14 protein-coding genes and 5 tRNA genes are annotated in these 20,930 nt (G+C 43.0%); 11 read left to right on the forward strand and 8 right to left on the reverse strand.

Annotation, left to right across the window (positions count from 1 at the left end; genetic code table 11):
* Window positions 1-229 precede the first annotated feature (229 nt).
* The 8 genes from VCA1004_RS06995 to VCA1004_RS07030 all read left to right on the forward strand — a co-directional run bounded on the left by VCA1004_RS06995 (window position 230) and on the right by VCA1004_RS07030 (window position 6,117).
* Window positions 230-314: transfer RNA gene (locus VCA1004_RS06995), tRNA-Tyr, on the forward strand.
* A gap of 99 nt (window positions 315-413) precedes the next feature.
* A tRNA-Tyr gene (locus VCA1004_RS07000) sits at window positions 414-498 on the forward strand.
* Between the two features lie 99 nt (window positions 499-597).
* Window positions 598-682 (forward strand) — tRNA-Tyr (locus VCA1004_RS07005).
* A 99-nt stretch (window positions 683-781) separates the two neighbouring features.
* A tRNA-Tyr gene (locus VCA1004_RS07010) sits at window positions 782-866 on the forward strand.
* A gap of 99 nt (window positions 867-965) precedes the next feature.
* Window positions 966-1,050, forward strand: a tRNA-Tyr gene (locus tag VCA1004_RS07015).
* A gap of 475 nt (window positions 1,051-1,525) precedes the next feature.
* The gene (locus tag VCA1004_RS07020; protein ID WP_086983762.1) at window positions 1,526-3,049 is read left to right on the forward strand and encodes a nucleobase:cation symporter-2 family protein; all 1,524 of its coding nucleotides are present in this window, start codon (window positions 1,526-1,528) and stop codon (window positions 3,047-3,049) included.
* Window positions 3,050-3,163: 114 nt separating this feature from the next.
* Window positions 3,164-4,576 carry an 8-oxoguanine deaminase gene (locus tag VCA1004_RS07025; RefSeq protein WP_086983758.1) on the forward strand — a complete coding sequence of 471 codons (1,413 nt, stop codon included), beginning with the start codon at window positions 3,164-3,166 and terminating at the stop codon, window positions 4,574-4,576.
* A 215-nt stretch (window positions 4,577-4,791) separates the two neighbouring features.
* Window positions 4,792-6,117 (forward strand): anaerobic C4-dicarboxylate transporter, encoded by a 1,326-nt coding sequence (locus tag VCA1004_RS07030; protein ID WP_086983755.1) that lies wholly within the window; start codon window positions 4,792-4,794, stop codon window positions 6,115-6,117.
* Between the two features lie 181 nt (window positions 6,118-6,298).
* On the opposite strand, the gene VCA1004_RS07035 is transcribed toward VCA1004_RS07030, so the two are convergent.
* The gene (locus tag VCA1004_RS07035; RefSeq protein ID WP_086983753.1) at window positions 6,299-6,679 is read right to left on the reverse strand and encodes a LysM peptidoglycan-binding domain-containing protein; all 381 of its coding nucleotides are present in this window, start codon (window positions 6,677-6,679) and stop codon (window positions 6,299-6,301) included.
* Between the two features lie 133 nt (window positions 6,680-6,812).
* Window positions 6,813-7,751, reverse strand: coding sequence for a glutathione S-transferase family protein (locus VCA1004_RS07040; protein WP_086983750.1), 939 nt, complete (start codon window positions 7,749-7,751; stop codon window positions 6,813-6,815).
* A 159-nt stretch (window positions 7,752-7,910) separates the two neighbouring features.
* On the opposite strand from VCA1004_RS07040, the gene VCA1004_RS07045 reads away from it, so the two are divergent.
* Window positions 7,911-8,213 carry a cysteine-rich CWC family protein gene (locus tag VCA1004_RS07045; RefSeq protein ID WP_086983746.1) on the forward strand — a complete coding sequence of 101 codons (303 nt, stop codon included), beginning with the start codon at window positions 7,911-7,913 and terminating at the stop codon, window positions 8,211-8,213.
* 399 nt (window positions 8,214-8,612) lie between these two features.
* Here VCA1004_RS07045 and VCA1004_RS07050 read toward each other — a convergent pair whose 3' ends face one another.
* Complete coding sequence (locus VCA1004_RS07050; protein ID WP_086983743.1) at window positions 8,613-9,992, reverse strand: glycoside hydrolase family 1 protein; 1,380 nt, start codon at window positions 9,990-9,992, stop codon at window positions 8,613-8,615.
* A 445-nt stretch (window positions 9,993-10,437) separates the two neighbouring features.
* On the opposite strand from VCA1004_RS07050, the gene VCA1004_RS07055 reads away from it, so the two are divergent.
* Entirely contained in the window at window positions 10,438-11,337 is a 900-nt protein-coding gene (locus VCA1004_RS07055; protein ID WP_086983741.1) for an ROK family protein, read from the forward strand.
* Window positions 11,338-11,629: 292 nt separating this feature from the next.
* Here VCA1004_RS07055 and oppF read toward each other — a convergent pair whose 3' ends face one another.
* From oppF to VCA1004_RS07080, 5 genes are all read right to left on the reverse strand, one after another.
* Window positions 11,630-12,655 carry a murein tripeptide/oligopeptide ABC transporter ATP binding protein OppF gene (gene oppF / locus VCA1004_RS07060; RefSeq protein WP_086983738.1) on the reverse strand — a complete coding sequence of 342 codons (1,026 nt, stop codon included), beginning with the start codon at window positions 12,653-12,655 and terminating at the stop codon, window positions 11,630-11,632.
* Window positions 12,652-13,626, reverse strand: coding sequence for an ABC transporter ATP-binding protein (gene oppD / locus VCA1004_RS07065; RefSeq protein ID WP_086983735.1), 975 nt, complete (start codon window positions 13,624-13,626; stop codon window positions 12,652-12,654). The genes oppF and oppD overlap by 4 nt, the downstream gene beginning before the upstream one ends.
* A gap of 29 nt (window positions 13,627-13,655) precedes the next feature.
* Window positions 13,656-14,558: an oligopeptide ABC transporter permease OppC gene (gene oppC / locus VCA1004_RS07070; RefSeq protein WP_086983731.1), complete on the reverse strand. Its 903-nt coding sequence runs from the start codon at window positions 14,556-14,558 to the stop codon at window positions 13,656-13,658.
* A gap of 15 nt (window positions 14,559-14,573) precedes the next feature.
* Window positions 14,574-15,494, reverse strand: a complete 921-nt coding sequence (gene oppB, locus VCA1004_RS07075) for an oligopeptide ABC transporter permease OppB (protein ID WP_086983729.1) — start codon at window positions 15,492-15,494, stop codon at window positions 14,574-14,576.
* A 611-nt stretch (window positions 15,495-16,105) separates the two neighbouring features.
* The gene (locus VCA1004_RS07080) at window positions 16,106-17,740 is read right to left on the reverse strand and encodes an ABC transporter substrate-binding protein (RefSeq protein WP_086983724.1); all 1,635 of its coding nucleotides are present in this window, start codon (window positions 17,738-17,740) and stop codon (window positions 16,106-16,108) included.
* Window positions 17,741-18,331: 591 nt separating this feature from the next.
* On the opposite strand from VCA1004_RS07080, the gene VCA1004_RS07085 reads away from it, so the two are divergent.
* Complete coding sequence (locus VCA1004_RS07085) at window positions 18,332-20,866, forward strand: glycosyl hydrolase family 18 protein (RefSeq protein WP_086983721.1); 2,535 nt, start codon at window positions 18,332-18,334, stop codon at window positions 20,864-20,866.
* Window positions 20,867-20,930: the final 64 nt, after the last annotated feature.

Below are 20,930 nucleotides of genomic sequence, written 5' to 3' on the forward strand. Positions count from 1 at the left end.
ATATAGGATTATTCTAACAGCAGATAATCTTAATGAGCGTAAAGCAATGTAAATAAAGTTAAATAAGCCTTCATTGTGATCATGGCGATTTATTATTCAAAACAAGCTTAATTGCTTAATAAATTGGCATAAAAACGCAGAAGAGTTCGAAAAGTCAACACTCAATCAATTATTTAAAAAAAAATCTTTACAGCTTAAAAGAGTTTGCTATTATGCGCCCCACACTTGTGGAGGGGTTCCCGAGTGGCCAAAGGGAGCAGACTGTAAATCTGCCGGCTCCGCCTTCGATGGTTCGAATCCGTCCCCCTCCACCATTTTTTCTATTATTTGACTGTCTGTTTTCATTCAATCATGTAATAACGTTCTAGAAGTGAATTAGCCATTCATTTTGATGATGAACAAAAACAATTTGTGGAGGGGTTCCCGAGTGGCCAAAGGGAGCAGACTGTAAATCTGCCGGCTCCGCCTTCGATGGTTCGAATCCGTCCCCCTCCACCATTCTTTCTATTATTTGACTGTTTGTTTTCATTCAATCGAGTAATAACGTTCTAGAAGTGAATTAGCCATTCATTTTGATGATGAACAAAAACAATTTGTGGAGGGGTTCCCGAGTGGCCAAAGGGAGCAGACTGTAAATCTGCCGGCTCCGCCTTCGATGGTTCGAATCCGTCCCCCTCCACCATTCTTTCTATTATTTGACTGTCTGTTTTCATTCAATCAAGTAATAATGTTCTAGAAGTGAATTAGCCATTCATTTTAATGATGAACAAACACAATTTGTGGAGGGGTTCCCGAGTGGCCAAAGGGAGCAGACTGTAAATCTGCCGGCTCCGCCTTCGATGGTTCGAATCCGTCCCCCTCCACCATTTTTTCTATTATTTGACTGTCTGTTTTCATTCAATCAAGTAATAACGTTCTAGAAGTGAATTAGCCATTCGTTTTGATGATGAACAAACACAATTTGTGGAGGGGTTCCCGAGTGGCCAAAGGGAGCAGACTGTAAATCTGCCGGCTCCGCCTTCGATGGTTCGAATCCGTCCCCCTCCACCATTCTTCAAAGCCCGCTCAATTAGAGCGGGCTTTTTTGTACCGGTTTTTTGTATTGAAAACTTGCCTTGCTTCACAAAACCACAACATACAAACTCAATCAAAATAAACAAAATGAAGATTAATTGTATACAACTTATAGAAATCTTCTTTTGCACCAATATCTAACGAACCTTGCACCAAAACTTATCACTTCTTTTAAATTACAATAAGTTAGAAATAACAACTCTTTGAATATTCTCTAGATTCACGTCACAAAAAAGCTGGCACATTTGTTGCGTGTTAGACCTAGCTTGCAGAAATTAACACCACTAATTTACAAAAGGAATTGTATTCAATATTGTTGCATTAATGTTAATGCACGCCTATACATAAATGAATGCAGAAAAAAATAACATCAATAACTGCAAATTTTTACTTAGGATGGCAATCCCATACTGCCTAAAAATTTAGTGGAATAGACACATAAGGAAATGTCATGAAGCTTTTATATACGCTGAATCAACGCCCACCTATTGGTACTACCCTACTATTGGCCTTGCAACACATGTTGGCATCCATTGGCGGTATTGTCGCCGTACCATTGATCGTTGGTGCTTCTGTAGGTCTACCCGCAGAAGAAATCGCAAACTTAATTAACGCTGCTTTATTGGTTGGCGGTATTGCTACCATCATTCAATGTGTAGGCTTAGGCCCCGTTGGTATTCGCTTACCTGTGGTCATGGGTTCTAGCTTCGCTTTTCTCGGTGTCGCGATTGGTATAGGAAAAGCCGATGGCATGAGTGGCATTATGGGAGCGGCCTTTGTTGGTTCGTTTCTGGTGATCCTCGCCAGCTTTTTCATGGATCAAATTAAAAAGCTTTTTCCCGATGTCGTCAGTGGCGTTGTCATCACCTTAATCGGTTTGACCATTTTACCGGTTGCTATGAACTGGATCGGTGATGCACCTAAAGGCAGTGCGGAATTTGCAACCTTACCTAAACTGTTTCTTGCGCTCATCTCACTCGGTATTGTTATTTTAGTCTCAGTGTATTGCAAAGGTGTCATTGCGGCCTCTGCCATTGTGATTGGACTGGTCGGTGGTTACATTGTGGCTCTTAGCATGGGCATGGTAAACCTAGAGCAAGTTACACAAGCTTCTTGGGTCGGCAGCCCAACCCCTCTCAAATATGGTATGACCTTTTCTTGGGGCGCTATCTTAAGTATGAGCTTGGCATATATCATTGTGGTGGCCGAAGCGACGGGTGACTTTATGGCGCTAGGTGCAAACTGTCAAAAAGACGTCTCAGGTAAAGATCTAAAACGTGGCGTATTAGGCGATGGCCTCGGCAGTACTTTAGCCTCTTTAATGACAGCCATGCCTCTTGCTTCATTTAGCCAGAATGTGGGCATTGTTGGAATCACTGGTGTCGCTAGCCGTTATGTGGTTGCGGGAACTGGTGGACTATTAATCATTGGCGGTCTATTTCCAAAACTGGCTGCGATTGCCGTCACCATCCCTAAACCCGTTTTAGGCGGCGTTGGCTTTATTATGTTTGGCATGATCGCCTATGCAGGTATTCGCATGTTGATTAAAGCGGCAGATACAAAACGTAATGCGCTCATTATTTGTGTCAGCCTTGCCGCAGGCCTTGCTGTCACCGTTGAGCCACGCTTAATTCAACACTTACCACATGCGCTAGCGGAGTTCTTCCACTCAGGGATCACCACAGGAACCTTAGTAGCGATTGTTTTACACCAAGTATTACCGCAAAACCGTAAAGAAGAAATCGCGGTTAAAAAACAAGAAGTGGTTGAAATGGCCAAAGATGAAGAATGCCATTCACCTGCCTTTAAGGTCATGGAATCAAAAGCTACGATATCTAAAGCGATTGCGACCATTGCAGCAGAACGTGAAGCGGTAAGAAACCAAACCTTATTAGAAGCGCAATATGAAGAGGAACTCAATGACAAACAGTCTTGCTCAGATAGCCAATTAACTCATAGTACTGTCATGAAATAATGACGTAATACTTCCTGCAAAAGTCGACCCGTTCGGCTTTTGCTTTTTTACACGCTCAATCATAAATAAGACCTTCTCCCCTGAAATGGTTGCGAAGGCTAAGGACAATTATGAATGTTACATCAAGTGAATAACCCAACCAGCAATACCCCAACTAGTAACGCCCCAACCACTTGGATTAAAAACCCGCTAGCGATTTATAGCGGTAGCGAAAAAGATGCAAGAGGTGGCCTGGTGGTTCAAGGCAACCTTATCATCGAATTAGTCGCCTTAAACGCAGAACCCATTCATCGCATCGACAATGTGGTCGAAGCCAAAAATCACGTTGTTACACCTGGCTTAATTAACGCTCATCACCATTTTTATCAAACTTTAACTCGGGCTTACCCTGAGGCGCTCGATAAAGAACTCTTTCATTGGTTAACAACGCTTTATCCAGTCTGGGCTGGGTTAGATGAAGAAATGCACGCCTTATCCACTGAGGTTGCTTTAGTGGAAATGATGATGTCAGGATGCACCACAGCATCTGATCACCATTATCTCATTCCTGTGGGATTAGAACATGCCATTGATATTCAAGTTGAGGTCGCAAAAAATTTAGGGGTTCGCGCCATTCTGACTCGCGGTTCAATGAGCTTAGGAGAAGACGACGGCGGCTTACCTCCTCGCCATACGATTCAAAGCGAACAAACTATCCTTGATGATAGCCTGCGCTTGATCCATCAATATCACCAGCGAGAAGCCGGTGCGATGACTCAAATTGCCCTTGCACCCTGCTCTCCTTTTTCGGTGACTAGCGATTTAATGAAAGAGACGTCACGTATTGCGCATCAAGAAAATGTCATGATGCATACCCACTTATGTGAAACCATGGATGAAGAAGCCTTCTGTCTCAAACGCTTTGGTCTTCGCCCTGTCGATTATCTCGAAAATGTAGGCTGGCTGAACGATAAAACATGGCTTGCTCATGGCATTCATTTTAATGATGAAGAGATCAAACGCTTAGGTCAGGCAGGTGTAGGGATAAGTCACTGCCCAACCTCAAATATGATGTTGGCATCTGGTATTTGTCGTAATAACGAACTGGAAGCTGCGGGAGTGAAAGTTGGCCTTGGGGTTGATGGCTCTGCCTCTAATGATGGTTCCAATATGATAGCTGAAGTTCGCATGGCGATGTATTTACAACGATTACGCTACGGCTCGGCCAATGTCTCTCATCTGGATGCGCTACGTTGGGCAACTCAAGGCTCTGCCGCCGCAATGGGTCGTCACGATATCGGCAGCTTAGCGGTCGGCCAGCAAGCCGATATTGCCATGTTCAGTTTAGATGAAATCCGCTTTTCAGGTTCTCATGATCCTCTGGCCGCTTTAATTATGTGTGGCGCGCAACAAGCCGACCGCGTGATGATCAACGGTGAATGGCGAGTCCATGATGGTTATGTCATTGGGCTTGATCTTGAGGCTCTATTGATTCAACACCGACAAGCAGCCAAACGATTAGCCAACAAGGCCCTCAAGTTACGTTAAGACCCTCTGCCCTACCAATCAAATAAACTCAATTAACATAATAACTTAACACCCCCTGAACACTTGATTATAAAGTATTCAGGGGCGTTTTATCTCTATCACACTATTTTGACTGAACAAGCCTATACACGCAGGAAGTTGCACTAGATCAACATGTTAAGTAGTCGTCAATGCTAGCTTCTTTCTCAGTTTATAACTCTTTAGAGGTAGTTAGTATGTTTTACGTCCATATGCTGCTGTTATTGGCAGTCATTTTTACCGGGATTCGGTTTGGCGGTATCGCCTTTGGTTTACTGGGTGGCTTAGGTGTGTCGGTACTCGCCTTTGTGTTCGGCATTGCCCCGGGTACGCCACCAATCAGTGTTATGTTGATCATCTTGGCTGTTGTCGCAGCATCGGCTACATTAGAAGCGACTGGCGGCTTAAAACTGCTGGTTCAATTTGCAGAAAAATTGCTACGCAAACACCCCAATCAAATTGTTTTCCTTGGCCCATTTTGTACTTACCTTTTAACCGTCCTTGTCGGTACTGGCCATAGTGTTTACCCATTACTTCCTGTTATTTATGATGTGTCGATTAAAAAAGGCATTCGTCCTGAACGTCCTATGGCGATGGCATCTGTCGGTTCACAAATGGGCATCACCGCGAGCCCTATTGCTGCCGCTGCCGCCGTGGTCATGGCAACCGCTGCACAAAATGATCTTGATATTTCTCTCGTGCATGTTTTATTAGTGACAATCCCTGCGACATTCTGCGGCTTAATGGCTGGCTGTACTTGGAGCTTGTTCCGTGGCAAAGATTTAGACAAAGATCCAGCCTTTATTGAACGTTGCAAAGATCCTAAATTTAAAGCTGCCTTGATTGATGAAAGTTCTGCCGATGGCTCAGACATCGCCAATAGCAAACAAGCTAAAATGGGATTAACCGTCTTCTTAGCTGGTATTGCCGTCGTGGTATTTGTGGCTATGTTTGGCAAAGATTTAAACCTCTTGCCAAAAGGCGTGGGCATGTCCGTTGCGATTCAGTTCTTAATGTTAGCGGTGGGTGCAATTATTCTGTTATGCACTAAAGTTGACCCAAAAGAGATTGTGAAAAGTAATGTTTTCACCGCTGGGATGACCGCTGTGATCATTATTTTTGGTATCGCTTGGATGAGTGACACCATTATTGAGCACCACAAACCTTATTTAATCGAAATGGTAAGTGACATCGTCAGTGTTCACCCTTGGACGTTTGCGCTTGCCATGTTTGCTACCTCGGTCTTCCTAAAAAGCCAAGCCGCGGTACTTACTATTATGTTCCCACTAGGCTTCTCATTAGGTATTCCACCAGAAGTTTTAGTCGGTGTGATTCCAGCCTGTTATGCCTATTTCTTCTTCCCATTTTACCCATCAGACTTAGCTGCCATTACTTTTGACCGTTCTGGCACAACCTCGATTGGTAAATATGTGTTGAACCACAGCTTCTTTATTCCAGGAATTCTTGGAGTGGCCACAGCAACTTGCATCGGTTACTTCATCTCTACAACCCTATTGAGCTAATGGCTATGACGAGGCGAGTACGAACCGATAAGCGAGCATTAACCGCTCTGTTAAGCCTAGCGGTACCTAACTCGCGTAGATTTCAAAGAGCCTAACTCACCAAAAAAATGGCTGCTTACCTTAGCGTAAGCAGCCATTTATATTGAGCATCATGTGTATTGATGTGATACGAAAATCAGCTTTAGTTAAGATTAATTTTCTGACCAATTAATAATGAATTTGGATTTTTAATATCCGCGTTCAATTGAAGTAATTCATCGAGCGACATGCCGTTTTCTTGTGCAATACGGTACAGTGTGTCGTTTTCTTTGATCACATAAGTATTGTTGCTTTCCGCCATTTTTTGTTGCATTGCATCTTGATCAGAAGCCAACTGATTGACTTTATCCGCCAATTGCTGAGTCGCCTCTTGCTGAGCCTGAAGGTTTGATTGCAGTGTGCTAAGTTGTTCTGCTTGCTGGCTTTGTTGCTCGATCAATTCATCATTAGAGGCACAACCCGATAACGCGACAGCAGAAACTAGCGCCGTTAATGTGATGATTTTCTTGTTACTCTTTAACATAGTTCAAATACCCTTTATTAAGTCGAATATGATTTCGAGGGATTGTTTTGCACTTCTAATTTAGTCAATAAACCCTATACATTTCAAGTGATTTATATTCATGCCACAGATTAGTATAGGTCTGCCACTCTTTTTAATCGCGACCATGTGGAGAATCTAAGTCCAATTGCGGCCCTTTAGGCACTACTTGAGTAGGGTTAATAGTTTGATGGCTGAAATAGTAATGACGCTTAATATGCTCAAAATTGACCGTCGACTTGATCCCTGGAACTTGATACAACTCTTTCATATAACCTTGTAAATGCGGGTAATCGGCAATGCGTTTTAAGTTACATTTAAAGTGACCTACATACACAGCATCAAAACGAATTAAGGTGGTAAATAAGCGCCAATCGGCCTCTGTTATGTGTTGCCCAACCAGATAACGATGCTCAGCTAAATGCGCTTCAATGGTCTCTAATGCGCTAAATAACTGTTCAAAGGCTTCTTCATAAGCATCTTGAGTCGTTGCAAACCCTGTCTTATAGACTCCATTATTAATGTTGGGGTAAATAAACTCATTCCACTTATCAATTTCAGATCGCAACGCCTGCGGATAATAATCGTCTTGGTTACCGGTTAAGCCATTAAATGCTGAGTTAAACATCCGCAAAATTTCTGACGACTCATTGCTCACGATGCGGTTCGTGTGTTTATCCCATAACACAGGTACCGTCACCCGGCCGCTATAATCGGGTTTAGCTTGAGTGTAAATCTGATGCAATTGAGTAAATCCAAACAAAGGTTCAGGCTCGATAAATTCCCAGCCTTTGGTTAGCATATCGGGCGATACCACCGTCACATCAATATGTTCAGTTAAGCCTTTTAACTCGCGCATAATTAAGGTGCGATGCGCCCAAGGGCAAGCCAAAGACACATACAAATGATAACGTCCCGATTCAGGTTGAAATGTGGCATCAGGCTGATCAGACACCCACTCCCTAAAGCCTGCATCTTCGCGAACAAATTTACCGCCACTTGATTGGGTGTCATACCAAACATCATGCCATACGCCTTCCACTAACTTGCCCATTGCGTCACCTTTACGTTGTAGAATTTCTCCCAGTATACGGCTCAAGTGTGGCAATGACGCCGTAAGTATTTGATAGTTTTGTTCGAAAGATTTGAAGATGTGAGTAACATCACTGGCTATGTTAAACTGATCACCTTAATAACAAATGGATTTAACTTTATGAAAACCCCTTGCATCGCAGCGTGTAAGAATAATGGTGGAATATGCGCAGGTTGCCATCGCACTGTTGCAGAAATCCGAGAATGGCGCATGATGACAGATCAGCAACATCAACAGATTATTGAACAATTGCAAGGCCAGCAGCACACCCATTTCTGTCCTCAATGTGCTGAACCTAGCCATTGCGACCTCGCCGCAGGTAAAACATCGTGTTGGTGTTTTCAGTTAGAAGAACGTGAACGCTCACCATCGCCTCACACTTGTTTATGCCGCTCCTGCTTAGAAAAGCAACCTCTCAAATAGACCGCTTAAAAATAAATAAAGCGCGCTACCACAGAACCTGTTACAGCCTCCAAAAACACATTACAAAAAGCACACTATAAAAAAGCACTGCCATGGTGAGCACTGCTTTTTAACCTTATTAACCTTATTAACCTTATTAACCTCAACTGCGGATAAGAGTGTCACAATAACAAGTCTAACCTTATGATATATAAAAGATAAAAAATCCATCAGGTACATAGGGTTGATTACTTTCTCTCAATATTAAGCCACTTTTTGATACAAGGCTTCAAAGGCTAAGCTTTTCGATTGCCTCGCATTGCTCATAAAGCCCATCACTTATTCTTCTAAATCCATTTTCGGTTCCAACCTTTTTATTAGTATTTAATATTTAGTATTTTCAGATCATCATGCACGGGGTTAAAAACCGTTATTTTTTGACACTTGAGCAAACCATTCACCACTGAGCTTTTTCGTTCTTTGTTGCGTCTCTAAATCTAAGCGATAGAAGCCATAACGATTTTTATAGGCGTTGCACCATGACCAGTTATCGATAAACGTCCACAGGTGATATCCTCGACAGTCGGCGCCTTCTTGAATCGCTTGATGCAACCAAGTTAAATGATCTTTTATAAATTCAATTCGATAAGTATCTTGAATTTGCCCCTCTTTTAGAAACTTCTCTTCACCTTCAACGCCCATGCCATTTTCAGAGATAAAACAAGGCACATTGCCATAGTTATCACGTAAATTAATCATGATGTCATAAATGCCTTTCTCATAAATTTCCCAGCCACGATGTGGGTTCATTTTACGCCCCGGCATTTCATAGTTTTCAAATAACCATTCCGGCATAAAAGGCGAGTTCGGGTCAACAGCCGTGGTACGCGCTTGGACTCGGCGAGGCTGATAATAATTAACGCCAAGTAAATCCACTTTCCCTTGAGCAATTAATTCGCGGTCTCCCGGTTGGCATTCTGGCATTTGCTGATAGTGTTGTAAGATCTCAATCAACCCTTGTGGAATTTCACCTTTTACCGCCGGATCTAAAAAGCTGCGATTAAATAGTAAATCGGCACATTCCGCCGCCGCGACATCGTCGGTGCAATCAGAGCGAGGATAAGATGGGGTTAAGTTCAGAATAATTCCGATTTGCCCATCTTGTTGTTGTTCTCTATAGGCCTGAACGGCTTTTGCATGAGCTAAAAGCGTATGATAGCCCACGCTCACGGCACGTTTAAAATCCACGACATTCGGATAATGGAAGTCATACAAATACCCAGCTTCAACCGGCACAATCGGCTCATTAAAAGTAAACCAATGCTTCACACGATCGCCAAATAACTGAAAACAGGTAGCGGCAAATTCAGCATAAGCATCCACCACATCACGGTTTTCCCAGCCGCCTATTTTTTGCATCGCGACAGGCATATCAAAATGAAAAAGATTCATGAAAGGTTGAATGCCTTGCGACAGCATTTCATCAATCACCTTATTATAAAAATCAACTGCAATCGGGTTAACCTCACCTCGACCTTCAGGAATCAAACGAGACCAAGAAATTGAAGTTCGAAACGAGTTATGACCAATCTCTTTCATCAAGGCGATGTCAGAACGGTAATTTTTATAAAAGGTTGAGGCTTCAGTTGCACTGACGTTATTAAAAAAACGCTCAGGTTGTAATTGATACCAAAGATCCCAGATATTTTCACCTTTACCACCTTCAAACGCCGCCCCTTCAGTTTGAGGAGCAGAAGAGGCACTACCCCACCAAAAATTGTCTGGAAATTGATGTTTCATATCACGCTATCCTTCATGAATATGACGGCTTCATCAGCGCCATATTATTGGGTTATTTATAGAGTTGTTTTTTGTTTGTTATGATGGAAAATAATTTATCACAAGGAAACATAATGGAAATCGGTCTCCATTAATGAACAAATTAACTGTGAATAGGATCACCAGAGGGTAAGCTCTATACTGAAAAAATGAGATATCGGTGATAACAATGAGCCGATAAATATCAACTAGCCGGAGAATCAACAGGTTATCCTACCTAGCTTTTTATTCAATAAACTCAATTCGCCCTTTAACCCGCTTTAGTAAAAAAATGTGAAGACACACAAATATATGTGCATTTACAGAACTTTAGAGCAATTTCTTTTCCATCGCCTCAGTTTGCTACTCCTTTTTTTGTTACGTTAAATTCTTTCCTTTTTTGCTTTCATTTAGTAAAGGTTGTCAGATGGATGAACAACGTTATTTAGCCCTTGATATTGGTGGTACAGACATCAAGTATGCCATCATGACTGCGGTTGGTGAGATTCAATACAAAGGCCATTATCCTAGCCCTAGGCATTCAATCGAGCATTTTTGGCAAGCCTTTGAACAGCACTTATTACCCTTAGTTAGCCAATACGCAATCTCAGGGATCGCCATCAGTTCGCCCGGTTCTGTCGATTGTGATTCTGGCATTATTTATGGCCATAGTGCTTTACGTTATTTACATGGACCTAATTTTCGCCAACATATTCAGCACCATTACCAACTTGCTTGTGAAATTGAAAATGATGCCAATTGCGCCGCACTGGCTGAGTTGTGGCAATCAAATATCAAAGGTGATATGTGCTTATTGGTGATCGGCACAGGTGTTGGGGGCTCGATCGTCATCAATCAGCAGGTTCATCATGGTCATCATTTACATGGCGGTGAATTTGGCTATATGTTTGTCGGGGTTGATGAAGAAGGAAAGCCCATTACTTTGAGTGCTTGTGCAGCAACTCGTGCATTAATTCAACAGTGTGCGAAAGTCCTAAAGAAGCCACCAGAACAACTGGATGGTAAAACCGTTTTTGAACTAGCTGAAGGGGGGGATCTAGCAATACAAGCCATTATTGACAAATGGTATCAGATGCTCGCTTATGGTATTTACAATGTTCAATATTGTCTCGACCCCGAGTTCATTATACTTGGCGGTGCCATCAGTGCACGTCAAGACTTCATCGCACAACTTGAAACAAAACTGGATGTGATTTTTGAGGGTGCTCCGTTTTCTAGTGTTCGCCCTAAACTCAGGGTTTGTAAAGCAGGTAACGATGCTAATTTGATCGGCGCGTTATATCATTATTTACAACGCCAAGGCTGAAGATTGCTGCCTCAACATAAGTAATTCAGACCAAGGAAGGAGGACGATAAGGCCCTTGCGAGAGTAAAGGGGTCATCGCCATCTAATACCCATTTTCTCATCGTATCTTGTATTTTACCCACAAAAAAGCAGTGCCACTGTGAGCACTGCTTTACGAGCGTTTGACTTTATTGGGCTAAACGCTACTACATAGCTTCTCGCATAAATAAGTGGTGGTTAATCTACAGCTAAACCATTAATCCACCCATAAACTGTTAGTCCATCAATCAACTGCGAGGCTACCAATAAACTACTAGTCCACCAATAAACAGGAGACCGCATGCACATCATTGCCTTTGATTTGAGGCTTTTGCTGCGCACATTGTTCGGTGGCGATAGGACAACGAGTACGGAACACACACCCCGACGGTGGATTAATCGGTGACGGTAAATCCCCTTCCAACATTTGAATGACTTTCGCACGTTCTTTCTTTGGATCTGGGATCGGTACGGCAGACATTAACGCTTTGGTGTAGGGGTGTTTAGGGTTGGCAAACAGTGCATCGGCTTCACCTAATTCCACAGCATTGCCTAAATACATCACCAACACGCGATCTGAAATGTGTTTCACTACCGACAAATCATGCGCAATGAACACCAAACTCAAACCGAGTTCTTTTTGTAACTCTTTTAGAAGGTTAACAACCTGCGCTTGAATCGACACATCCAGTGCAGAAACCGGCTCATCACAAATGATCATTTTAGGGTTTAAAATCAACGCACGTGCAATTCCAATCCGCTGACATTGACCACCAGAAAACTCATGTGGGTAGCGGTTAATCACGTTCGGCAATAACCCTACTTTGTCCATCATGGTCTTTACTTTAGCTTTGACTTCTGCTTTAGACAGTTGCGGGTAGAAAGTCACAAGCGGCTCAGCAATGATGTCACCTACTGTCATACGCGGGTTGAGCGATGCCAGTGGATCTTGGAAGATCATTTGAATTTCTTTCCGTTTTTCACGCTTTTGTACCGCATGCATACGAGTTAAGTCTTGGCCTAACCACAGCACTTCACCTTCGGTTGCTTCTACTAACCCGATGATTGCGCGAGCAAAGGTAGACTTGCCACATCCAGACTCACCCACAACCCCTAAGGTTTCACCTTCATACAAACGAACATTGACACCATCCACCGCTTTTAACTTCGATGGCTTTGACCATGGCCAAGCTGATTTCGAGGCGATGTTAAAATGCACTTTAAGGTCTTTGATATCCAGTAATAAATTTTTATCTGCTAACGCGACTTTTTCAACCGCGGCATTAGTTTGAATACTCATACGTTCCAAGTCTCCCAATCAGAAAAACAAGCACGGAAACGGTCTTCACCGAACGGTAAAAGTTGTGGTGCTTCTTGACGACAACGCTCTGTTACACGATGACAACGCTCTTGATAAGGACAGCCTGTCGGTAAGCGTAATAAGTTAGGTGGGTTTCCAGGTATCGTCGGCAGTTCTTCTCCTTCGGTATCAAGACGAGGAATGGCTCGCAACAACCCTTCGCTGTATGGGTGACTTGGCTTATAGAAGATTTCATCCACGCTGCCGTACTCCATCGTACGACCTGCATACATCACTAAGACTTTTTCACATGAGCCAGCAACCACGCCTAAGTCATGAGTGATCATGATGATCGCGGTATTAAACTCTTTCTTTAATTCATTGAGAAGATCCATGATCTGCGCTTGCACAGTCACATCCAGCGCGGTTGTTGGTTCATCCGCAATCAACAGTTTTGGACGGCATAATAACGCCATCGCAATCATCACACGTTGACGCATACCACCCGAAAACTCATGCGGATACATATTAATACGTTTGCGTGCTTCGGGAATTTTTACCGCTTCCAACATGCGGACCGATTCTTCAAATGCTTCCGCTTTGCCCATGCCTTTATGTAGCATCAGCACTTCCATCAATTGAGCGCTTACTTTCATATAAGGGTTTAGCGAGGTCATTGGATCTTGGAAAATCATGGCGATTTGTTCTGCGCGAATCTTATTCAATTCTTTTTCAGGTAAATTCAGGATTTCTTTACCTTCGAATTTCGCACTGCCACTGATCACGCCATTTTTAGCCAGTAATCCCATGATTGCAAAAACCGTTTGTGATTTACCTGAGCCAGACTCTCCCACAATCCCTAGAGTTTCCCCTTGTTTAATAGAGAAGCTCAGATCGTTGACTGCGGTAACCATGCCGTCTTGGGTTTTAAACTCAACCCGCAAATCTTGTACATCTAATAAATTACTCATCATCTTTCCTTAAATTCTGTGTCTGCGGTTTAGCGGTCTTTCGGGTCAAGCGCATCACGCAGACCATCACCGACATAGTTAAAGCAGAATAGTGTCACCACCATAAAGGCGGCAGGGAAACCAAGTTGCCAAATGGCGATTTCCATGGTTTGTGCCCCTTCTTGCAGTAACGCGCCCCAGCTGGTCATCGGCTCTTGCACACCAAGACCAAGGAAAGATAAGAAGGATTCCGTCAAGATCATGCTTGGTACGAGTAAGGTTGAATACACCGCAACAATCCCTAAAACGTTTGGCACAATATGACGAGTAATGATTTTCCAGTTACTGACACCGCACACATGTGCCGCTTCAATAAACTCTTTATTACGTAAACTTAACGTTTGACCACGTACGATTCGCGCCATATCCAGCCAGGCAATGGCACCAATGGCTACGAAAATTAAGATGATATTGCGACCAAAAAAAGTCACCAATACAATCACAAGGAACATGAAAGGCACTGCGTATAAGATTTCCAAAATACGCATCATAATGCGGTCAACTTTACCACCGATGAAGCCAGAAGCTGCGCCGTACAACGTACCGATCAACACCGCCACCAGCGCACCTAATACACCAACCATCAAGGAAATTCGCCCACCCATTAAGGTACGAACGTACAAATCACGCCCTAAGCTATCCGTTCCAAACCAATGTTCCGCCGAAGGCGCGGCTTGTAAGGAATACCAATCAGTATCGTCATAAGCAAATTGAGCAAACATTGGTAAGAAGATAACCGCCAGAGTAATTAAGGCTAAGATCACCAAACTAACCATCGCCGCTTTATTGCGCATAAAACGAATACGTGCGTCTTGCCATAAACTGCGACCTTCGATCTCTAAGCTTTCAGAGAACTTTTCGATCGCTTCTAAATTTTCTTTTTTTGTTAACATGCGTTCAGTCCCTGATTAGTAACGAATTTTTGGATCAATGTACGCCAACAACACATCGACGATGGCATTGAACAAAATAAATAAGAACCCAATAAGAATCGTAATGCCTAGAACCAATGAATAATCTCGGTTAAACGCCGCATTCACAAAAAGCTTGCCGATCCCAGGTAGACCAAAGATGGTTTCGATCACCACCGAACCGGTAATGATTCCCACAAAAGCAGGCCCCATGTAAGACACCACAGGCAATAACGCCGGCTTTAACGCATGTTTAAAAATAATGTATTTGTAACTTAATCCTTTGGCACGGGCTGTACGAATGAAGTTACTATTAAGCGTTTCAATCATGCTGCCACGGGTGATACGTGCAAAGGTCGCCACATAAAGTAGAGACATCCCGACCATAGGCAAAAACATGTAATAGAACCCGCCATCTTTCCAGCCACCAGCCGGAAACCAACCTAGGTTAATCGAGAAGAAATAAATCAGAACAGGAGCTAATACAAACGATGGCATCACCACCCCTAACATGGCGGTCGACATAATGGTGTAATCCACCCAAGTATTTTGCCGCAACGCCGCGATGGTCCCTATCCCGACCCCAAGCACAACCGTAAAGATAAAAGCAAAAAAGCCCACTTTGGCTGACACAGGCAAGGCGGAATACACTAATTCATTCACGGTATAATCTTGGTACTTAAATGAAGGACCAAAGTCACCTTGTAAGATATTGGTCAAATAAGTGGTGTATTGCACCAAGACCGGTTGGTCTAAACCATATTTGGCGTTGATGTTCGCCATGACTTCCGGGGGCAGCGGACGCTCAGAAGAGAAAGGGTTACCCGGTGCGAACCGCATCAGGAAGAAGGATACCGTAATCAACACCAACATTGTGGGTATTGCTTCGATAAGCCTTTTAAAAATGAATTTCAACATAGTAAAACTTCCAGTTGTGACGAAATAATTGTGTTGCCGACTTCAGTGGGCGACAGTCCTTGTAATGTTATTTTTATTATGTTTTGTCGTTGTCAATTAAGATAAATATCGATAAATGAAAAAACACATTTACGACAAAATAGCAGGAGCATTGGAGGAATGAGAAGGAAGACAGACTCTAATCCCAATACGGTTAGAGGTGTTTTTGGTCACTAAGCGTGTCGACTCGTGTACCAGTTCATCATTTGAGTTCCATTCAAACACACACAGATGCCTACCCTGTATGTTCAGGTATCAATTTCACACTCTTTGACAGAACATGAAAAAGCCATTTTCGTAATATCCATACTACAAATAGTGGAATACCTTGCTTGTATTCACATTACCAATATTCCATAGAATAATCTAGAAATAAGCGTCAAAGTTAGTATATATTGCAAACAAAAAACGCAAAACAGAACAAAAAGCAACCAATGCGGGCGATTTATGCTCGTTTCAACTTATACGCAAACTTCAGGATATCGTTCAGAATAGGTAGAGAAGTGAATCAAGTTAAATACAAATAAAATAGGTTCCACACTAAGCGTGCAGAACCTATAAGCCACAGCTAATTATTTAGCAATCTTATAAAGATCTTTGGTATAAATTTTATCTTCCGCATTATTCATTGGATAACCACCAACTAATGGTGAGACCAAACGAGCTTTAACGTATTGGAAGATAGGCGCAATAGGCATATCACGAGCCAGAATCTTTTCTGCTTCAGCATACAGCTCCGCACGTTCTTGATCACTGGTCGAATTCAGCGCTTTTTCCATCACCGCGTCATATTCTTTACTGTGATAACGTGGATCATTTGAGCTATTATTTGATTGCATGAGTGATAAGAATGCTGATGCTTCATTATAATCACCACACCAACCCGCACGCGTTACTTCAAAGTTACCTTGGCGACGGGTATCAAGATAAGTTTTCCATTCTTGGTTTTCCAACGTCACATCCACCGCACCTAATGATTTTTTCCACATAGAAGCAATCGCGACCGCATTCTTTTTATGGTTATCATCTGTGTTATACAGCAAAGTAAACTTCAACGGATTGGATTCGTTATAACCCGCTTCCGCTAATAATTCTTTGGCTTTCTCATTACGTTGCTTTTGCGTCCAAGTCCCATATTCAGGCATTGTTGGGTGGAAGTCAGCTGTGATTTCTGGCGTTAAGAAATACGCCGGTTTCTGACCTTGGCCTAATAAAATACGGGTCATTACATCACGATCAATCGTATATGAAAGTGCTTTACGTACACGCACATCATCAAATGGTGGTTTGGTATTATTAAAGCCGTAGTAATATGAACATAGGTTACCCACGACTTTAACATCTTCAGGATGTTCTTTTTGCAGACGTTTAAACTGCTCATTAGGTAGCTCATCGGTCATGTCGAGTTCACCTGACAAGAAGCGATTCATTTCCGCATTTTGGCTTTCAATCGGTAAATAAGTAACTTTATCGATCACGGTATGTTCATTGTCCCAATAATGAGTATTGCGCACTAACACCATACGCTCATTCAATACCCATTTATCCAATACATACGCACCATTACTGACAAAGTTTTCAGGCTTAGTCCATTGATCGCCAAACTTCTCAACCACTTTCTTATTAACCGGTTTTACTGTGGTGTGGCCCATCATTTTCACAAAGTAAGGAACCGCCGATTCTAGATCCACTTCTAAGGTATTAGCATCTATCGCCTTCACACCTAAAGTAGACTTATCGGCTTTACCTTGAATAATTTCAGCGGCATTTTTCATGGTCGTCATTTCTAAATACCATGCATAAGGAGATGCGGTAGCTGGGTCAACTGCACGTTGGAAAGTGAACACGAAGTCATCGGCGGTTACCGGCTCACCATTTGACCATTTGGCATCTTTACGTAAGTGGAAAATAAACGTTTTATTGTCTTTAGTTTCCCAACTTTCTGCGACACCCGGCACTACATTGCCATCGGCATCTTGGTTTACTAGCCCTTCGAATAAATCACGAATCACGTTAGATTCAGGCACGCCTTCCGTTTTTTGCGGGTCAATTGACGCCACTTCAGCGCCATTACCTTTTACTAATTCTTGGGTTTTCGCTAGTTGAGTACCTGCAGGAACCTGAGCGGCAAAAGTGGGAAGAGAAGCGGCACTAAAAGTAAGGCCTGCGCCTAGCAAAATAGCCGTGGTGAGTGTGTTTTTACGCATATGAATGAACTCCAATTTTATAATAATGCATCCGTGACATCTTCATATCGTTTATCGCCAAGTAAGTTCGGCCTATCAGTAGGCTTCACTAGAACTTAATGATTTGTAGAATTTTCGCTCTAATTTACACCATACTGGCGATATAAAGATCGGTTAACGCTATCAATATTTTTTGAAAACCACCACAACAGAATCATAAAAATAATACATAGATTACATTTTTACTTACCGCCCATATATTTTGCTAAAAAATACTTAACCTATAGTTTGATTAACTAATATCCCCTCAATTACCACCATCTAATTCGTTTAAAAATCGCACAACTCTAAATCTACTTTCACGCTTTAGCCCACTTCTCGCTCATTGCAAGTCCATAAATGACAAGTTTTATCAAATATCGAGGCTACAAATACTTTGCTTGTCAGCAGGGTGCACGCCCGCAGAATTACTGGTAAGTCGATTCAAAAATGCCCTTTGCTACTTTGTTGCTTCTCTTTATCTCAACAACACTGCTTGAGATGCACATTAGCTGCAGATCTTCACGAATGATTAAACGTGAACCAATCACAAGGAATATAGAGAGAAATGCTATGAAACGTTTCAATCTCACCGCAGTGAGTATTGCTTTAGCCTTAGGGTCTGCGTCCGTCATTGCCGCCCCTAGCATGCCGAGTCTTGATATGTATGGCTCCAAAAATTTAAAGTTTTCTAAAATCGATTTAGCCATGGAGACCACTTCCGGTTACTACGATATGGTGCAATATCATGACGCAGCCCAAATCGATATTATCTTCAATCAATACAGTGGCGAGAGAGGCGATACTTATCATATCTACTTTGATGATAATAAAGTCGCTACTGGACCAATTTCTGGCAGTAAAACCACCGCTTCTTTTGCCTACCCACAAGGAGGTGTTTATCAAATGGCCATTGAAGCTTGTGATGCCAATGGTTGTACCAAAACTCAAGCTTACCCGTTGTCGATTGCTGATACGGATGGCTCGCACTTAGCGCCATTAACGATGAATGTTGACCCCAACAATAAATCCTATAATACCGACCCCAATACTGTCGTCGGAACCTACTTTGTTGAATGGGGAATCTATGAGCGTGCTTACACTGTCGATAATCTTCCTGCGGACAATTTGACCCATATCCTTTATGGCTTTATCCCAATTTGTGGTCCAAATGAATCGCTAAAATCGGTTGGTGGCAATAGCTTTAATGCCTTGCAAACCGCCTGTAAAGGAGTGCCTGATTATCATGTTGTGATCCATGACCCTTGGGCCGCGTATCAAAAAAGTTTCAAACAAGCTGGTCATGAATACGATACACCTATTAAGGGTAATTTTGGCATGATGATGGCGTTAAAACAGCGTAATCCTGAGCTTAAAATAGTGCCTTCGATTGGGGGTTGGACCCTTTCTGATCCGTTCTTCTCATTTACAGATAAAGCCAAGCGTGACATCTTTGTGGCTTCCGTTAAAACATTTTTGACCACTTGGAAGTTTTTTGATGGCGTCGATATTGATTGGGAGTTTCCTGGTGGTGGCGGTGAAAATGCCAACTTAGGAGATCCCGTCAAAGATGGCCCTGCTTATGTGGCATTAATGCGTGAGCTTCGTGCCATGTTAGACGAACTTGAAGCCGAAAACGGCAAAGAATATGAACTGACTTCCGCGATTGGAGTTGGCTACGACAAACTTGAAGATGTGAATTACGCCGATGCGGCGCAGTACATGGATTATATCTTTGCCATGACTTATGACTTTTACGGTGGCTGGAATAATGTAACAGGTCATCAAACTGCTCTGTATTGTGGTAGCTTCATGCGCCCAGGCCAATGTGATGGCAGTGGCGTGGATGAAGAAGGTGTTCCGTATAAAGGTCCTGCTTACACCACAGATAACGCCATTAAGATCTTGTTGGAACAAGGCGTGCCAGCGAATAAGTTAGTCGTTGGTGCTGCCATGTACGGTCGTGGTTGGGATGGAGTGATGCCAGAGAGCTTAACCGTTGCGAGTGATCCAATGACCGGAACAGGCAATGGCAAACTGACTGGCACAAAAGAACAAGGCGTTTGGGAAGCTGGTGTCATTGATTATAAAGGCATCAAAAGCACCATGATGGGGCCAAATGGCAACGGCATTAATGGCTTTGAACTGGGTTATGATGAGCAAGCTGAAGCCGCTTGGGCGTGGAATCGTACCAATGGAAAGCTGGTCACCTTTGACAATGATCGTTCTGTCATCGCCAAAGGGCAATATGTTCGTAGTCTAGGTTTAGCAGGGCTTTTCTCTTGGGAAATTGATGCCGATAATGGTGATATTTTAAATGCCATGCACGAAGGACTTGCCGGAGAAGTCACCAATGTAACCCCAACTGCCCATGCTGGAGTTGATAAAACCGTTGTAGGTCCTGCAAGTGTTGAACTGGATGGTTCAGCTTCTAGCGATCGTAATGGCTCGATAACCTCTTATCAATGGACTCAAACCTCAGGACAAGCGGTAACGATTCAAAACCCAACCGCAGCCAAAACCGGCTTTGATATTGATGAAGTCACCGCAACTCAAACTCTGATTTTCTCACTCACCGTCACTGATAATGAAGGAGCAACCGATACCGATACGGTGGTGATCACAGTTAATCCCATGTCGACAGCTCCCGACAACACTGCGCCAGTCGCTAAACTGAGTGCACCAAGTGAAGTCAATGCGGGTGACAGCGTGACTGTAGATGCTTCTGGTTCTAGCGACGCCGAAGGCGATCCCTTAACCTATACTTGGATCCTGCCTTCGGGGATAACAGGCTCCGGTTCGAGCATTCACTTTACTGCCAGTGAATATGAACAAGATACTACGCTCACGTTCTCCGTCACGGTCAACGATGGTGAATTGACTAGCCAAGCAACGACCTCGGTTGTGGTACTTAAAACCTCAGGTAACGTCGACCCAGATCCCACTTGTGACAACGCTTGGGACGCCTCCGCAGTATACACTGGTGGCGATCAAGTCACGCTGGAGGGCGTATTGTATGAAGCTAAATGGTGGACTAAAGGTGAGAACCCAACACAAACTGGTGAATGGGGAGTATGGAAAAACCTCGGTGCAGCAACCTGTCATTAATTCGAAACCCTAAGTAACCTCAGCTACGGATAACGAGAAGTAGCAACATCAAAAAGGCCAACAA

This window comes from Vibrio aphrogenes, from assembly GCF_002157735.2.
Taxonomy (GTDB): Bacteria; Pseudomonadota; Gammaproteobacteria; order Enterobacterales; family Vibrionaceae; genus Vibrio; species Vibrio aphrogenes.

Bases quoted from the DNA above. Each gene is read 5' to 3' on its own strand.
- VCA1004_RS07050 (WP_086983743.1), bottom strand. From the start codon at position 9,992: ATGAAACATCAATTTCCAGACAATTTTTGGTGGGGTAGTGCCTCTTCT.
- VCA1004_RS07020 (WP_086983762.1), top strand. From the start codon at position 1,526: ATGAAGCTTTTATATACGCTGAATCAACGCCCACCTATTGGTACTACC.
- VCA1004_RS07055 (WP_086983741.1), top strand. From the start codon at position 10,438: ATGGATGAACAACGTTATTTAGCCCTTGATATTGGTGGTACAGACATC.
- VCA1004_RS07035 (WP_086983753.1), bottom strand. From the start codon at position 6,679: ATGTTAAAGAGTAACAAGAAAATCATCACATTAACGGCGCTAGTTTCT.
- VCA1004_RS07030 (WP_086983755.1), top strand. From the start codon at position 4,792: ATGTTTTACGTCCATATGCTGCTGTTATTGGCAGTCATTTTTACCGGG.
- VCA1004_RS07080 (WP_086983724.1), bottom strand. From the start codon at position 17,740: ATGCGTAAAAACACACTCACCACGGCTATTTTGCTAGGCGCAGGCCTT.
- oppC (WP_086983731.1), bottom strand. From the start codon at position 14,558: ATGTTAACAAAAAAAGAAAATTTAGAAGCGATCGAAAAGTTCTCTGAA.
- VCA1004_RS07045 (WP_086983746.1), top strand. From the start codon at position 7,911: ATGAAAACCCCTTGCATCGCAGCGTGTAAGAATAATGGTGGAATATGC.
- VCA1004_RS07085 (WP_086983721.1), top strand. From the start codon at position 18,332: ATGAAACGTTTCAATCTCACCGCAGTGAGTATTGCTTTAGCCTTAGGG.
- oppF (WP_086983738.1), bottom strand. From the start codon at position 12,655: ATGAGTATTCAAACTAATGCCGCGGTTGAAAAAGTCGCGTTAGCAGAT.
- VCA1004_RS07025 (WP_086983758.1), top strand. From the start codon at position 3,164: ATGTTACATCAAGTGAATAACCCAACCAGCAATACCCCAACTAGTAAC.
- oppD (WP_086983735.1), bottom strand. From the start codon at position 13,626: ATGAGTAATTTATTAGATGTACAAGATTTGCGGGTTGAGTTTAAAACC.
- oppB (WP_086983729.1), bottom strand. From the start codon at position 15,494: ATGTTGAAATTCATTTTTAAAAGGCTTATCGAAGCAATACCCACAATG.
- VCA1004_RS07040 (WP_086983750.1), bottom strand. From the start codon at position 7,751: ATGGGCAAGTTAGTGGAAGGCGTATGGCATGATGTTTGGTATGACACC.